The following is a 16,085-nucleotide window of genomic DNA, read 5'->3' as shown; positions in this document are numbered from 1 at the left end:
GGACTCAGAAGGCGGAGACTCCGGTCAGCGCGCGGCCGATGATCAGTTTCTGTATCTGGCTGGTGCCTTCGTAGAGGGTCATCACACGGGCGTCGCGCAGCAGCTTGCCGACCGGATACTCGTCGATGTAGCCGTAGCCGCCGAAGACCTGCAGAGCGTTGTTGGCCGCGCGCACTGCCGCCTCGGAGGCGAAGAGCTTGGCCTGGGACGCGGCGGTGGCGAAGTCCTCGCCGCGGTCGATCAGGTCGGCGACCCGCCAGGTCAGCAGGCGGGCCGCGGCCACGTCGACGGAGATGTCGCTGATCAGCTCCTGGACCAGCTGATACGAGGCGATGGACTTGCCGAACTGCTCGCGTTCTCCCGCGTAGCCGACGGCCGCGTCGAGGGCGGCCTGGGCGATGCCGACACAGCCCGCCGCGACCGACATCCGCCCCTTGGCGAGCGCGGACATGGCGATGGAGAAGCCCTTGCCCTCGGGCCCGAGCATGGTGGCGGCGGGCACCCGGACGCCGTCGAGCACCAGCTCGGCGGTGGCCTGACCGCGCAGGCCGAGCTTTCCGTGGATGGTGCGGCGGGTCAGCCCGGGGGTGTCCGTGGGCACCAGGAAGGCGGAGACGCCTCTGTGTCCGGGCGTGTCATTGGTACGGGCGAACAGGAGCACCACATCGGCCCAGGTGCCGTTGGTGATGAACATCTTCGAGCCGTCGATGACGTAGTCGTCGCCGTCACGCACGGCCTTTGTGGTCAGATTTCCGGCGTCGGACCCGGTCTCCGGCTCCGTGAGCCCGAAACAGCCGAGCGCCTCGCCGGACGTGAGCCGTGGCAGCCAGTGGCGCTTCTGCGTCTCGTCGCCCCAGGCCGCGACAGCCTTGGTGACCAGCCCCAGCGATACCGACACGATGCCGCGCACCGATGAGTCACCGCGTCCGAGCTCCTCGGTGACCAGGCAGTACGCCAGATGGTCGCCGCCCGAGCCGCCGTGCTCCTCGTCGATCGTGAGCCCGAGGAAGCCGAGCGCGCCCAGCTTCTTCACTATCGACCTGTCGACGCTCTCGGCACGGTCCCATTCGACGACGTTCGGGGTGATCTCGCGGTCGACGAAGTCCTTGGCCAGCTGCCGTACGGCTGCCTGCTCCTCGCTGAGCTCCAGGTTCATGCGCCACACCCACTTTTAACTATCACTGCTAGTTTCTTGTTGGCAGGCCCTACTATGTGCCGCATGGCCCGCCCGCGCAAGCCCCTCCTCAGCAGAGAACGCATCGTCGAGACGGCGAGCGCGCTCGTGGACGCCGAGGGTCTCGACGCCGTCTCCACCCGGCGGCTCGCGGCCGAGCTCGGCGTCAGCGGCCCCTCCCTCTACAACCACTTCCGCAACAAGGACGAGATCCTCGACGCCGTCGCCGACGCGGTCAGCGCGCAGGTCGATCTGTCGATGTTCGAGGCGGACGACGAGCGCGACTGGCGCACCGCGCTGCACGACTGGGCCGTCTCCTACCGCGCGGCCCTGACCGCCCACCCCAACACCGTCCCGGTCCTGGCCCGCGGCCCAGGACGCCGCCCGGCCGGCCTCAGGGTGGCCGACGCGGTCTTCGGCGCGATGGTCCGCGCGGGCTGGCCACCGGCCCAGGCGACGTACATCGGCGCCCTGATGCGGTACTTCATCACCGGCTCGGCGCTCGGCTCCTTCGCCCGGGGCTTCGTCGACGACGAGACGGCGTACGACCCGGCCGACTATCCGCACCTCGGCCAGGCGCATCTGCTGGCCGAGCGGCAGCAGAAGGTGGACGAGGGCGCTTTCGAGACCGGGCTGCGCGCGCTCATCGACGGCCTGGCCGTGCAGTACGCGGCGCTTGCGCGCGCCTGACCCGCGCGGCGCACGGGGATACGACGGGACTCTTCGGCTGCCGCCGAACGATGAATGGCGGATCCTGGGGACATGCAGTCCAGAGACCTCGCCGCCCTGGCCGCGCTCCTCGCCGACGAGACGCGTGCCGCCTTCTGTCTCGCGCTCCTCGACGGTCGTGCCTGGACCGCCGGCGAGCTCGCGCGGCAGTCGCGCGTGGCGCCGTCGACCGCCAGCGAGCATCTGGGCAAGCTCGTCGCGGGCGGGCTGCTCACCGAGGAGCGGCAGGGGCGGCACCGCTATGTGCGCCTCGCCGACGAACGCGTTGCGCATCTCGTCGAGGAGCTCGCCTCGCACTCCGCGCCCGCGCCGGACGGGCCTGCCGGAACGCTGCGGGCGGCGAGCGCGCGCAGCGCCATGGCCCGGGGGCGTACCTGCTACGACCATCTCGCCGGACGGCTCGGCATCGCGATCACCGAGGCGATGACCGCGCGCGGGCTGCTGCACCAGGACACCGGATTCGCGCTGACCTCCCAAGGGGTGGGCTGGTTCGGCGAGTTGGGGCTCCCGCTGGAGCGGAAGGGGCGGCGGCCGCTCGTACGGTCGTGCCTGGACTGGACCGAGCGCAAACCGCATCTCGCGGGGACCGCGGGAGCCGAGCTGTGCCGCCATGCGCTGGAGGCCGGCTGGTGCGTACGGATCGGGTCCGAGCGGGCCGTGAAGGTGACCGCGGACGGCGAGCGGGCGCTGCACGACCTGCTCGGCATCGAGCCGGGGATATTGCGGTGAGCGCCGAAGGGTCGAAGCCGTACGGTCGGCCCATGACGAACCACCCCTCGCCCTCCGCCGACCGTTCGCAGTGGCCCGCCCTGGCCGCCGCGGGCGTCACCGTCGTCCTGTGGGCCTCCGCCTTTGTGTCGATCCGCAGCGCCGGTGAGGCGTACTCCCCCGGCGCGCTCGCCCTCGGGCGGCTGCTCGCCGGGTCCCTGGCTCTCGGCTGCGTCCTGCTGATCCGGCGCGAGGGGCTGCCGCCGCGTGCCGCCTGGCCCGGGATCGCCATATCCGGGCTGCTCTGGTTCGGCGTCTACATGGTGGTCCTCAACTGGGGCGAGCAGGAGGTCGACGCGGGCACGGCGGCGATGGTCGTGAACATCGGTCCGGTCCTGATCGCGCTGCTCGGCGCGCGGCTGCTTGGCGAGGCGCTGCCGCCGCGGCTGCTGGCCGGAATGGCGGTGTCCTTCGCGGGAGCAGTGACCGTGGGACTTTCGATGTCGGGCAAGGGCAGTGCCTCCACGCTGGGAGTGCTGCTGTGCCTCCTGGCGGCGGTGGGGTACGCGGGCGGGGTGGTGGGCCAGAAGCCGGCGCTGGCGCATGCGAGCGCACTCCAGGTGACGACGTTCGGCTGTCTGGTCGGTGCGGTGGCCTGTCTGCCGTTCGCCGGGCAGCTGGTCTCCGAGGCGGAGCGGGCGCCGCTGTCGGCCACACTCAACATGGTCTACCTGGGCGTGTTCCCGACCGCGCTGGCGTTCACGACCTGGGCATACGCCCTGGCCCGTACGACAGCGGGCCGGATGGGCGCGACGACCTATGCCGTACCGGCGCTGGTCGTGCTGATGTCGTGGCTGGCGCTGGACGAGGTGCCGGGCCGGCTGACTCTGGCGGGCGGCGCGCTGTGCCTGGCCGGAGTGGCCGTCTCGCGCAGCCGGTCCCGGCGAGTGGCCAACCCGGCCAACCCGGCCAACCCGGTCACGCCGGCGAACCCGGTCACGCCGGTCGTCGCGCCGTCGGACACCGCAACGAGTACGCGGGGGACCGGAGCGTCCGACGTCGGGGGCCGTCAGGGCTGATCTGCGGCCTCCCGCAGCTGGGCCAGCCTCAGCAGACCACCCTGCTCGTGCAGGCGGAGGGTGGTGATCCGCTCCGGATAGCAGCGCATGAACATATGGGTGAAGTGGGTGCCGTAGTGCAGCCGGTTCTCGTCGTCCGGCACGACCGCGGCGCCTGCGCTGTGAGCGTGCGGCAGCGGTTCCACCCAGGCCTGGAAGTTGGGCTCGTGGAAGTACGCCATGGCATAGCGCTCGCGGTCGGCGAGCCTGACCTTGTGCGGGGTGGACAGCAGATAGCCGCCGGTGAGGAGCTGGAGGATGTCGCCGGGGAAGACGGTCAGGGTGCCGGGGACCGGGTCGACGAAGGTCCAGGGCTGCTCGTTCTCGTACATCCCGGCGCTGCTCTCGTTCTCCAGCCAGTTCCGGTTGCGGTGTTCACCAGCGACCGGCGGCCGGATCCAGAGCCCGCCGACATCGTCCTGCGCGGCGATGACGAGCAGTCCGTAGTCGGTGTGGGCGCCGATACCCCGGCTGCTCGCCCGGGATTCGGCGGGGAAGCGCAGGACGCGCATATGGTGCCAGCCGTCGTCGGTGAGCTTGGTGAGCGCAGCAGGGTCCTCCAGGCCCAGGCCGAGCGCCGTGAGGCTGAGCAATGTCTCGCCCAGGGAGCCCAGTTCGGTCATGAAGGCTTCCATCGACTGCTTGTACGCGTCGTCCGGCCAGGGCACCGGGCCGTGACAGGGCCAGCCGTCCACCGACCGGATGTCGTTCCGGGAGACGTCCTTGCAGACCGTGAAGATCTCCGAGTAATCGGCCTCGCCCGCGGTGACCTCCTCACCGGAGGCGATGTACCCGCTGTAACTGGTGGTGCTTACGTGGCGGGCCTTGTCCTCCAGCGGTCTCGCGAAGAATTTTTTGCTCGACTCGATGGCCCAGTCGGTGATCTGCCGCCCGGCCGGGTCGGTGGCCAGGTAGAAGATTCCATAGGTCCGCCAGGCATCCACCATCGCAAGCCCCAGGGCCCGGTCCGCGGGTGATCCGGTGACGAATTCCGGCAGTTGGAAGACAGGCAGGTCGGCCATTGCGGTCCTCGCATCTCGCTCGTGAGTGAATGCGGCCGCCCCGCGGGGGAAGACGGGACGGCCGCACACAGGGGTCTCACGTGCGTGAATCGGGACCGGTTCACTCCTGGGCGACGGCCCCTTCGGCAGTCCGGGCGGCGGCCCGAGCGGCCAGAATCTTGATCGAGACGAGAGCGACGACGGCGAGGCCGATGATGTAAGCGGAGACAGCCATCGACGTGCCGGTGGCCTCCAGGAGCAGGACCATCATGAACGGAGCCAGTCCGCCGCCGAACACCGCCGCGATCTGGTAGCCGAGCGAGGCTCCCGTGTAGCGCATCTCGGCGGTGAACAGCTCGGCGAAGAGCGCGGCCTGCGGGCCGTACATGATGCTCAGGAAACAGCTGGTGACGAAGGTGCCGACGCCCAGCCAGAGCAGCGACTTGGTGTCGATCAGCAGGAACATCGGGATCGCCCAGACCAGCAGGCCGACCGCGCCGAACGCATAGATACGCAGCCGCCCGACGCGGTCGGAGAGCGCGGCCGCCGCGGGTATCAGCGCCAGTTGGGTGAGGCTGACGCAGAGCGAGACGGTGAGCACGGCGCTGCGCTTCATGTCGAGTTCGCGGGTCGCGTAGTCGAGTACGCCGGTGATGATGATGTAGAAGGTCGCGGTGTTGACCGCGAACGAGCCGCCGGCCAGGAAGACAGTGCCGAGGTGCTCCCGCAGGATCGTGCGCAGCGGCGAGCGTGGTTCGCTCTTCTCCTGTGCGGCCAGGGCGCGTTCGGCCTCGCGGAACGCCGGGGTCTCCTCCACCCGGGTGTGGATGAACCAGGCGAGTGCGAGCACCAGGAAGCCGACGAAGAAGGGGACTCGCCAGCCCCAGGCGGCGAAGGTGGAGTCGCTGGTGACGGCTCCGGCGACCAGGAAGACGGTGTTGGCGCTCACCACGCCGATGGGGACGCCGAGTTGGACGAGGCTGCCGTACAACCCCCGCTTGCCCTCGGGGGCGTACTCCGTGGCCATCAGCATCGCGCCGCCCCACTGGGCGCCTACCGCGATGCCCTGGACGACGCGGAACAGCACCAGCAGCACGGGGGCGGCGATGCCGATCGTCTCGTATGTCGGGAGCAGTCCGATTCCGACGGTGGCGAGGCCCATCAGGACCAGCGCGAGGACCAGCATCGGCTTGCGGCCGCGCTTGTCGCCGAGCTGGCCCGCGATGATGCCGCCGACGGGGCGGGCGAGGAAGCCGACGGCGAAGGTGGCGAAGGCGGCGAGCACGCCGACCGACGAGCTGCCGGCAGGGAAGTACAGATCGCCGAGGACGAGAGCGGCGGCGATGCCGAAGACGAAGTAGTCGTACCACTCGACGGCGGAGGCGAGGGCGGCGGCGGTGGCCACGCGGCGGCGATTGGGATCGGTGGGGGTGGGGGCGGTGAGTGATGGGGTCGTGTCCATGTTGTGCACACTCCGGTGGGTGCGGGGACGAGGAGTGCGGGGACCATACCGACCAGTGGGTATGGGGTCAACGGTTTGCGCAGGCGGTTGGTCTTCCCCCACCCCGCCCCTTCCCGTAACCGGGGGCGAGCCCCCGGGCCCCCGTACGCCCTTCGGGCGTTGTCCTCAAGCGCCGGACGGGCTTGATTTCCGCCGGTCGGCCTGAAGATTCAGGCCGACCGGCGGGAAATTCAAGCTCTGTGGGGGTCCGCCCGGACGAAGTCTGGGCGGACCCCCACGGACGAAGTCTGGGCGGACCCCCACGGACGAAGTCTGGGGGAGATTGAGACGCGGTCCCGGACGCGAAATTCAGCCCCGCCGGCGATTGAGGCGCGGGGCTGGCGGCGGGGCCCCAAAAACAGCCCCGTGGTCCCCCGGACGAAGTCTGAGGGAGATTGAGGCGCGGGGTCCGGGGCGGAGCCCCGGAAATCTGCCCCGCCGAGCCCCGGTCAGAAGACGACCAGCGCCCGGCCGCCCCTGCCCGCGAGCATGTCGTCGAACGCCGCAGGAATCCCGGCGAGTCCGATCCGCGCGGTCACCAGGCCGCCCAGGTCCAGGCGGCCCGCGCGAACGTGGTCCGCCAGCACCGGCAGGTCACGGGACGGGTCGCTGTTGCCGTACACGCAGCCGGAGAGCGTACGGCCCCAGTGGAAGATCTCCAGCGCGTTGAAGGTGACCTGCTGGTCCTTGCCGCCGATGCCGACGACCGTGGTGCGGCCGCCGCGGCGGGTGGATTCCCAGGCGGTGCGGATGGTGGCGGCCCGGCCCACGCACTCGATCGCGACGTCCGCGCCCTGGCCGCCGGTGAGCGCCCTGATCTGCTTTGCGGTGGTGTCGGAGGCGACGACGTACTCCGTCGCGCCTGCCTGCCGCGCCAGCTCCTCCTTCTCCGGGGACACATCGACGGCGATGATCGTCGACGCGCCCGCGATCCGGGCGGACTGGAGGGTGGCGAGACCGACGCCGCCGACGCCGAAGACGACCACCGACTCGCCCGCGCGGACGCGCGCGGAGTGGTGGATCGCGCCGTACCCGGTAAGGACCGCGCAGCCGAGCAGCGCGGCGTCGGTGAGCGGGACGCCGTCCGGGACCGGCAGGACGCAGTTCGCGCCGACGACACTCTCCTCGGCGAAGGCCGCCACGTTCAGACCGGGATGCAGCTCGGCGCCGTCGGCGGTGCGGGCGTAGACGCTCGCCGCGCCCGCCAGCGCGTTGGCGCACAGCCAGACCTCGCCGATCCGGCAGTGGCGGCAACTCCCGCAGGAGGGGGCCCAGTTGAGGACGACCCCGTCGCCGACGGCGACATGGGTGACGCCCTCGCCGACGGAGACAACCGTGCCCGCACCTTCGTGGCCGAGGACGCAGGGCGTCGGCACGCGCATCGTGCCGTTGGACAGGGACAGATCGGAGTGGCAGACCCCGGCGGCGGCGAGGCGCACCCGCACCTGGCCGGGGCCGGGCTCGGGCAGCTCGATGTCGGTGATCTCCAGCGGGGAGCCGACGGCGGGCAGTACGGCAGCACGGACCATGATGCGTGAGACTCCCGGCTCAGAACTGGAGGGACTTGGTCTGGAGGTACTCGGACAGACCGTGCGGGCCGAGCTCGCGGCCCACACCCGACTGCTTGTAACCGCCGAACGGGGCAAGGGGGTTGAAGCGCCCGCCGTTGATGTCGACCTGTCCGGTGTCCATCCGGCGGGCGAAGGCGACGGCCTCCGCCTCGTCCGCCGCCCAGACCGCGCCCGCGAGGCCGTAGACCGTGCCGTTGGCGATACGGAGCGCGTCGTCCTCGTCCGCGTACTCGATCAGGGAGACGACAGGGCCGAAGATCTCCTCCTGGGCGATGGTCATATCCGGGGTGACATCGGCGAAGACGGTGGGGCTGACGTAGTAGCCCGTCTCGTGCGGGGCGGCGGGACCGCCCGCGACAAGGCGGGCGCCCTCCGCGACGCCCTTCTCGATATAGCCGCGTACGCGCTGCTGCTGCTTGGCGTTGACCAGCGGGCCGACCCGCTCGCCCGGTACGTATTTGGCGACCGCGGCAGCCGCGAGTGCCACCGCCTCCTCGTACTGGTCCTTGTGGACCAGCATCCGGGTCCACGCGCTGCACGTCTGGCCGGAGTTGGACATCACATTGGCGACGCCGACGTTGACGGCCTTGGCCAGATCGGCGCTCGGCAGGATGACATTGGCGGACTTGCCGCCGAGCTCCAGGGCGACCCGCTTGACGGCGGCCCCTGCCGTGGCGCCGATCTGCCTGCCGACCGCCGTGGAGCCGGTGAAGGAGACGAGATCCACGTCCTCGTGCGCGGCGAGGGCCTGTCCGGCGACCGGCCCGAGGCCCGTCACCAGGTTGAACACCCCGGCGGGCAGTCCGGCCTCGTCGACGGCCTCGGCGAAGAGCTGCGCGGTCAGCGGGGTGTCCTCGGCGGGCTTGAGGACTACGGTGCAGCCCGCCGCGAGAGCGGGCGCCACCTTGGCGACGACCTGGTGCAGCGGGTAGTTCCAGGGCGTGATGGCGCCGACCACGCCGACCGGCTCCAGCAGCACGGTGGAGTTGCCGATCTTCTCCTCGAAGGAGTAGGAGGCGGCCAGCTCCGCGTAGGAGCCGGCGACCAGAATCGGCACGCCCGCGTGGACCGACTGCGACAGGGCGAGCGGCGCGCCGAGCTCGGCGGTGACGGTCTCGGCGATCTCGTCCACGCGTGCCACAAGCACATCGCGCAGTGCGGCGATCCTGGCCGCGCGCTCGACCGGCCCGGTGGCGGCCCAGCCGGGGAACGCGGCGCGGGCGGCGCGCACGGCGGCGTCGACGTCCTCGGCCGTGCCGGCCGGGACATGGCCGATGACCTGCTCGTCCGCCGGGTTCACCACGGCGATGGTGTCCGGGCCTGCGGCTGGCCGCCACTGGCCGCCGATGTACATCCCGTCGTGGGCCTTCATCGCACTCCTCCAGAAACTGCGGTAGTCGTCCACACCCCAAACTAGCGGTGTTAGTTTTTGGACGCCAGGGGCACCTGGAGCGTAGCCGGGACCCTCAGGCGTCCAGGCCCGGGAGGTCCGTCGGAGCAGGGCAGATCCTGCGGCCGTGGTGGTCGAAGACGTACAGATGCGCGAGGTCGACGAGGAGCGGCACCTGAGCGCCGGTGCGCAGCCGCACATCGGGTCCGGTCCGCACGACCAGATCGCTCGAGGCGACGGCCGGGCGCTCGGCGGCGACGGGACGAGGCCCCGGCTCCGGGTCGTCGAGCGCCACCACGGGCCCCGAGACATGGGCGAACGCGCGCTCCTTCATCCGGGTCAGGACGCTCGGGCCGCCGCTTCTACTTCTGCGCCTTCGCGCGGGGGCCTGCGGCCTGGGCGACTCAAGGTCGGCGACCACGGCGGGCTGCGAGCCGGTGTTGAAGTGCACCAGCGCTTCATGCCCCTGGTACTCCATGTGCTCGACGATCCCGGTAAGGGCGACCTCGCCGGGGCGGGCCTGGCTCGGCGGGGCGATCCGGGTGGCTTCGGAGCGCAGGCCGACGATTATCTGCCGGCCCTGCTGGATGCGGAGCAACTGGTGGTCGGTACTGAGGGGTTCGGGCAGCGGCAGCCGCTGTTTGCCGAGGTCGATCGACATGCGGCCGTCCAGCGGCGCGTAGACGACGGCCTGCAGCAGATTGATGCGCGGCGTGCCGATGAACGCGGCGACGAAGACGTTCTCGGGCAGGGCGTACGTATCGCGTGGGGTGCTCACCTGCTGGAGCACCCCGCCGCGCATCACGGCGACCCGGTCGCCGAGCGACATGGCCTCGGCCTGATCGTGCGTGACGTAGACGGTGGTCACCCCCAACTCGGCGGTGAGCTGGGAGATTTCGGCCCGCAGATGGTTGCGCAGCTTCGCGTCGAGGTTGGACAGCGGCTCGTCCATCAGGAAGACGGAGGGCCGCCGGGTGATGGCCCGGCCCATCGCGACCCGCTGGCGTTCGCCGCCGGAGAGCTGGTTGGGGTATCGGTCCAGGACGTCCTCGATGCCGAGCATCCGGGCGGTGGCCTCGACCTGCGGGTCGCAGTCCAGCCGGGGGTTCTCCAGCCGCAGCGGGAAGCCGATGTTCTGGCGGTTGGTCATGCTCGGGTAGAGCGCGAAGTTCTGGAACACCATGGCCATGCCGCGGTCACGGGGCGGGACGTGGTTGGCGTACTCGCCGTCGAGCAGCAACTCCCCCTCGGTGATGTCCTCGAGACCGGCGATCATGCGCAGCACGGTCGACTTGCCGCAGCCCGAAGGGCCGAGCAGCACCACGAACTCCCCCGGCTCGATGTCGAGGGTGAAACGGTCGACGGCTCGAGCGGTGCGTTCGTACCTCTTGCTGACACTGCGAAGCGAGATGGCGCGACTCATATGGTTCCGCCGAGGGGAAGAGGGGAGCGACTGAGACGCCTGAAACTAGCCGACTACTCCCGGTCAGGGAATGACTCGCGCGCAGGTTGGGGCTGGGCTTTTTGTACGGAGCCGTCCGCACCCGGCGGGCGTGGCAACCCACCTGCCCTGGGGCAGTCAACTCCCGGATGATCCCTGCGGCCCGGCTGCCGCGTGGCCAGTCCGGCCGCTGCCAGAAGCAGTACGCCCAGCATGGCGAAGGGCGCCGCCGTGCCCGCGACGCCCGCGACCAGTCCGGCGGAGGCGGGCGCGGCGACCTGGCCGAGGCGGTTTCCGGTCAGTCTCAGGGCGAGCGCGGTCGATCGCGCGTCGGCCGGGGCGGCCTGGACGACCGTCGTCATCGACAGCGGCTGGCCGACGCCCAGGCAGAAGCCGAGGACGGCGAGCATCAGGGCGAGCGCCCAGACCGGGACGGGCAGCGCGATGCCCGCGCACAGCAGTCCGCCGAGCAGACAGGTCACGGTCATCAGCGCCGTGCGGCCGAGCAGACGGATCATCGGGGTCATCACCAGGCGGCAGGCGATGGTGGCGGCGGCGCGCAGGCTCAGCAGCAGGCCGATGGTCGCGGGTGCGATGCCGCGGTGCTCGCCGATCACCGGCAGACAGGCGGTGAGGATGTCGGTGGCCGAGAGCACGGCGAGGCTGATGAAGTTCCCGGCCGGGACGCCCCGTGCGCGCAGGATGCGGTGGACGGGGACCTTCGGCTTTCTGTCGCGGGCCGCGGGTGCGTCCGTACGGCTTTCGATGCGCCACAGCGAGGTGAAGGAGACGGCCGCGACGGCCGCCGAGACGACCAGGGCGAGTGCGCTCGTACCGGCCATGGCGCCGCCGATCACCCCCCGCCGCGATCGGTCCGACGAGCTGGCCGAGCGAGGCGCCGATGGTGAAGTGGCCGAAGTTGCGGTCCTGTTCGGCGGGTACGGGCTGACGGGCGACGATCGACTGCGCGCCGATGACGAAGCAGAGATGGCCGAGGCCCTCCCCCAGCCTTCGGCCGGGGGGACCCCCATTCGCTTCGCTCCCCGCTCCAGGCCGCCATGGCGAAGAGCGAGACCGCCGAACCGCTGAGGGCACACCCGCCGGAGATCAGGACGACGCCGATGGGCAGCAGGGTGCACACCGCCCGTGGTCCGTCTTGCGCCCCAGCGGTACGGCGGCGAACAGGGGAAGCAGCGCGTACACACCGGCGATCACACCGATCGCGCGCTCGTCCGCGCCCAGGGCCAGCGCCCGGTAGGAGACGGCCGGCCGCCCCATCGACACCGCCGCCTGCGCGAAGCCGAAGGCGATGACGAGGCGCAGCAGCCAGCCGCTGGAAGGCATCAGATGATGCCGAAGAGGATTCCGGAACCGAGCACGATGAGCGAGGTCAGTGCGGCCCACTTGACGACAAACCTTGTGTGGTCGCCGAATTCGACCTTGGCCATGCCGACCAGGACGTACACCGCGGGAACGAGCGGACTCGACATGTGCAGGACCTGGCCGGTGAGCGAGGCGCGGGCGATCTCCAGCGAGGAGACGCCGTGTGCGGCGCCCGCCTCGGCAAGGACCGGCAGGACACCGAAGTAGAAACCGTCGTTCGACATGAAGTAGGTGAGCGGGATGCTCAGGACGCCGGTGACGAGCGCCATGTGCGGGCCCATCCCCTCGGGGATGGCGCCGACGAGCCAGTCAGCCATGTGCTTGACCATGCCGGTGCCGGTGAGGACTCCGGTGAAGACGGCGGCGGCGAAGACCATGCCGGCGACATTCAAGACGTTCTCGGCATGGGCGGCGATCCTCGCCCTTTGGTCGGTCATCTTCGGATAGTTGACCGTCAGGGCGAGCGCGGCGCCGAGCAGGAACAGCACCGGGATCGGCAGCCATTCCATGATCATTGCGGTGAGGAGAGTGACGGTGAGTGCCGCGTTGAACCAGTACAGCTTGGGGCGCAGGGTCGCGCGGTTCGGGTCAAGGCCCTGGAAGCCCTCGTCGTCTTCATCCTGCTGGGGAACGTCCGCACCAGAACCGGCAGTTCCGGAGGCGGCTCGCCCCTCACTGTCGCCGCCACCCGCCTTGACCAGCACCGTCTCGGTCTCCGGCTCCAGCACCTCGTCGAGCGTGAGGACGCCCAGGCGCTTGCGCTCGCGCCGGCCCAGCACGTAGGAGAGGACGAAGACGAAGAGCAGTCCGACGCCGAGCGCCGGGATCATCGGGACGAAGACGTCGCCCGCATCCACCTTCAGCGCGGTCGCCGCACGGGCGGTGGGGCCGCCCCAGGGGAGGGTGTTCATCACGCCGTTGGCCATGGCGGCGACGCCGGTCATCACGACCAGGCTCATCTTGAGGCGCTTGTAGAGCGGATACATCGCCGAGACGGTGATCATGAAGGTGGTGGAGCCGTCGCCGTCGAGAGAGACGATCGCGGCCAGCACCGCCGTACCGACCACGACGCGCAGCGGATCCGCCTTACAGAAGCGCAGAATTCCGCGGACGATCGGGTCGAACAGCCCCACGTCGATCATCACGCCGAAGTAGACGATCGCGAACATCAGCATCGCCGCGGTGGGGGCGAGCGTGCCGACCCCTTCGATGACGTAGTCGCCGAGGTTCGCGCCCTTTCCCACGAATACGCAGAAGAGGGCTGGGATGAGGACCAGCGCCGCGATCGGCGACATCTTCTTCATCATGATCAGGACCAGGAAGGTCGCAATCATGACGAAGCCGAGGATTGTCAGCATTTGGGACACCTAACGTTCACCCTTGAACTCCCACCGGATCGGCGGTTCGGATGACGTTAGGTCGCGCCAAAGGTCGTTAACAAGATGTTGACGCGTGAGCAATACGAGCAAAACCCCAGGTCATCGCGTAGGTGATAGTTCGACGGGGAAGCCGTTGAGCACGGCGGTGCCGGACAGCGGGTCGAGCCGAGAGCCGTCGAGCAGCTGATTGACATTGACTCCGGGGCGCGCGGCGGCCACCGACATCCGGGTGCCCGGCCGGCTGTGTCCCCAGCCGTGCGGCAGGCTCACCACTCCGGTCCGTACGGCGTCGGTGATCTCCACCGGCGCTTCGAGCTCCCCTCCGTCCGCCGTGATACGGACCTGGGCGCCGTCCTCAAGACCGAGCCGGGCCGCATCGGCCGGGTGGACCTGAAGAGTGCAGCGGTTGGAGCCGCCGTTGAGCGTGGCGACGTTGTGCATCCAGCTGTTGTTGGAGCGCAGATGGCGGCGGCCGACGAGGACGAGGGCGGCGGGCCGCTCTTCCAGGGCGCGCCGCAGCCTCGGCAGATCGGCGGCGATGGGCTCCGGCAGCAGCTCGACGCGTCCGCTGCGGGTCTTGAGGACCTGCGGGATCCGGGGCTGAAGCGGGCCGAGGTCGATGCCGTGCGGGTGCTCCAGGAGCTTGTCGAGGGTGAGGTCGTACGGGCCGAGGCGCAGCATCATGTCCAGTCGCCGCTCCGGCCCGCTGTGGCCGGTGAGCTGCGCGGTCAGCTCCTTCACGTCATGGCCGTGGACCGGGGAGTGCGGATCGGCGACGGCCTTGGTGAGGGTGCGCTCGATGACCATGTCGTCGACGGCGCCCGGGTCCGCGCCATGCATGCCGCCGACGGCGAGCACCAGACGGGCCTGGATCTCGCACTCGCCGAGGCGGCCCTCCTCCAGGGGGACGACCGCCGGGCTGTAGCGGGCCTGGTTGTGTACGGCGAAGGCGTTGAAGGCGAAGTCGAAGTGCGCGCTCTGGGAGGGCGGCGGCGGGGGCAGCAGCACGTCCGCGTGGCGCGAGGTCTCGTTGAGGTACGGGTCGACGCTGACCATGAAGTCGAGTCCGGCCAGCGCGTGGTCGAGCCGGTCACCGTCGGGCGCGGAGAGCACCGGGTTGGCGGCGAGCGAGATCACCGCGCGGATCCGCCCGTCCCCGGGGGTGTCGATCTCCTCGGCGAGCGCGGCCATGGGCAGTTCACTCTTGGCCTCGGGGTGGCCGCTGACCCTGCTCGTCCAGCGGCCGAGGGCGAAGCCCTTGCCGGGGGCGGCGGGGCGGGGTGCGCGGTCGGTGGCGGAGAGCGGGAAGAGCGCGCCGCCGGGGCGGTCGAGGTTGCCGGTGAGCACATTGAGGACGTCAACCAGCCAATTGGTGAGGGTGCCGTACTCCACGGTGCTGCTGCCGACGCGTCCGTACACGGCGGCGGTGGGCGCGGCGGCGAGCTCGCGGGCGATCGTACGGATCTCCTCGGCGCCCATGTCGCAGGCGGCAGCGACCGCTTCGGGCGTGAACTCCCTTACCGCTTCGGCGACTTCAGCCACTCCCTCGACATGCGCTTCGAGCGTTCCGAGGTCGGCGAGCTTCTCCTCAAAGAGGGTCTGGGCGATGGCGGCGAGCAGCAGGGCGTCGGCGCCGGGCCGGATGGCGATGTGCCGGTCGGCGAGCTGCGCGGTGCGGGTGCGTCGCGGGTCGACGACGGTCAGCGTGCCGCCGCGCCGGCGCAGCGCCTTGAGCTTGCCCGGGAAGTCGGCCGCGGTGCACAGGCTGCCGTTGGAGTCGAAGGGGTTGGCGCCGAGGAGCAGCAGATGGTCGGTGCGGTCCAGGTCAGGGACGGGGATGGCGACGGGGTCACCGAAGAGCAGCCCGCTGGAGACATGCTTCGGCATCTGGTCCAGGGTGCTGGCGGTGAAGAGATTGCGGGTACGCAGCAGCGAGAGCAGTACGGGCGGATAGAGCGCGCCGGCCATGGTGTGGACATTGGGATTGCCGAGGAGGACGCCCACGGCATTCGGTCCGTGCTCCTCGATCAGCGGCCTGATCCGGGCCGCGACCACGTCGAAGGCCTCCTCCCAACTGGTCTCCTGGAGCTCGCCGTTCTTGCGTACGAGGGGGGCGCGCAGCCGGTCGGGGTCGGCGTCGAGCTCCCCGAAGGACGCACCCTTGGGGCAGATGAAGCCCTTGCTGAATATGTCGTCGCGGTCACCGCGGGCGCGGGTGACGCGGGTGCCCTCGATGGTGAGGGTCAGTCCGCAGGTGGCCTCACAAAGGGGACAGATGCGCAATGCGGTACGGGTGGCAGCTGTGTGGGACATGGGCCCTCCCCGGGGCGACGGCGGTGGCGCGCGGTTCAGAGTCGAGCATACCGACCGGTATGCACGGAGGGGAGGGGTACGAGCAGTCTTCCCGTAACCGGGGCTCCGCCCCGGCCCCCGCGCCTCAATCTCCCCCAGACTTCGTCGGGGCTCCGCCCCAGACCCCGCTCCTCAAACGCCGGAGGGGCTGATTTTGGGGCTCCGCCCCAAGCCCCGCGCCTCAAACTCCCCCAGACTTCGTCCGGGGGACCCCACGAGGCTTGAATTTCGCCCCGTCGGGAAATCAAGCCCGTCCGGCGATTGAGGACAACGCCCGAAGGGCGTACCGGGGTCTGGGGGCTTGCCCCCAGTTCGGGAAGGGGCGGGTAGGGGGCAAG

The 16,085-nt window shown here is 70.4% G+C and carries 11 protein-coding genes and 1 pseudogene; 3 read left to right on the top strand and 9 right to left on the bottom strand.

Going from position 1 to position 16,085, the window contains the following annotated elements; genetic code table 11:
* Positions 1–4: 4 nt before the first annotated feature.
* Positions 5–1,156, bottom strand: a complete 1,152-nt coding sequence (locus QFZ67_RS31445) for an acyl-CoA dehydrogenase family protein (RefSeq protein WP_307664431.1) — start codon at positions 1,154–1,156, stop codon at positions 5–7.
* 63 nt (positions 1,157–1,219) lie between these two features.
* On the opposite strand from QFZ67_RS31445, the gene QFZ67_RS31440 reads away from it, so the two are divergent.
* The 3 genes from QFZ67_RS31440 (at position 1,220) to QFZ67_RS31430 (ending at position 3,690) form a co-directional block, all read left to right on the top strand.
* On the top strand, positions 1,220–1,864 hold the full coding sequence (locus QFZ67_RS31440) for a TetR/AcrR family transcriptional regulator (protein WP_307664430.1): 645 nt from the start codon (positions 1,220–1,222) through the stop codon (positions 1,862–1,864).
* A gap of 72 nt (positions 1,865–1,936) precedes the next feature.
* Positions 1,937–2,632, top strand: coding sequence for a helix-turn-helix transcriptional regulator (locus QFZ67_RS31435; RefSeq protein WP_307664429.1), 696 nt, complete (start codon positions 1,937–1,939; stop codon positions 2,630–2,632).
* Between the two features lie 32 nt (positions 2,633–2,664).
* Positions 2,665–3,690, top strand: a complete 1,026-nt coding sequence (locus tag QFZ67_RS31430) for a DMT family transporter (RefSeq protein ID WP_307664428.1) — start codon at positions 2,665–2,667, stop codon at positions 3,688–3,690.
* Here the strand turns inward: QFZ67_RS31430 and QFZ67_RS31425 are convergent.
* From QFZ67_RS31425 to QFZ67_RS31390, 8 genes and pseudogenes are all read right to left on the bottom strand, one after another.
* Positions 3,681–4,751, bottom strand: a complete 1,071-nt coding sequence (locus QFZ67_RS31425) for an isopenicillin N synthase family oxygenase (protein WP_307664427.1) — start codon at positions 4,749–4,751, stop codon at positions 3,681–3,683. The two genes, QFZ67_RS31430 and QFZ67_RS31425, sit on opposite strands and share 10 nt — an antisense overlap.
* Positions 4,752–4,851: 100 nt before the next feature.
* On the bottom strand, positions 4,852–6,192 hold the full coding sequence (locus QFZ67_RS31420; RefSeq protein WP_307664426.1) for an MFS transporter: 1,341 nt from the start codon (positions 6,190–6,192) through the stop codon (positions 4,852–4,854).
* A 488-nt stretch (positions 6,193–6,680) separates the two neighbouring features.
* Positions 6,681–7,760, bottom strand: a complete 1,080-nt coding sequence (locus QFZ67_RS31415; RefSeq protein ID WP_307664425.1) for a Zn-dependent alcohol dehydrogenase — start codon at positions 7,758–7,760, stop codon at positions 6,681–6,683.
* 19 nt (positions 7,761–7,779) lie between these two features.
* Positions 7,780–9,174: an aldehyde dehydrogenase family protein gene (locus tag QFZ67_RS31410; protein WP_307664424.1), complete on the bottom strand. Its 1,395-nt coding sequence runs from the start codon at positions 9,172–9,174 to the stop codon at positions 7,780–7,782.
* 94 nt (positions 9,175–9,268) lie between these two features.
* Positions 9,269–10,615 (bottom strand): ABC transporter ATP-binding protein, encoded by a 1,347-nt coding sequence (locus tag QFZ67_RS31405; RefSeq protein ID WP_307664423.1) that lies wholly within the window; start codon positions 10,613–10,615, stop codon positions 9,269–9,271.
* 53 nt (positions 10,616–10,668) lie between these two features.
* A pseudogene (locus QFZ67_RS31400) lies at positions 10,669–11,977 on the bottom strand (MFS transporter).
* The gene (locus QFZ67_RS31395) at positions 11,977–13,374 is read right to left on the bottom strand and encodes a CitMHS family transporter (RefSeq protein WP_307664422.1); all 1,398 of its coding nucleotides are present in this window, start codon (positions 13,372–13,374) and stop codon (positions 11,977–11,979) included. The pseudogene QFZ67_RS31400 and the gene QFZ67_RS31395 overlap by 1 nt, the downstream one beginning before the upstream one ends.
* Positions 13,375–13,494: 120 nt before the next feature.
* A complete protein-coding gene (locus QFZ67_RS31390) occupies positions 13,495–15,708 on the bottom strand; it encodes a molybdopterin oxidoreductase family protein (RefSeq protein WP_307664421.1) in 2,214 nt (737 codons plus the stop codon).
* Positions 15,709–16,085: the final 377 nt, after the last annotated feature.

Source organism: Streptomyces sp. V1I1 (genome assembly GCF_030817355.1).
Classification (GTDB): Bacteria; Actinomycetota; Actinomycetes; order Streptomycetales; family Streptomycetaceae; genus Streptomyces.
This window is presented reverse-complemented; position numbering and strand designations above follow the sequence as displayed.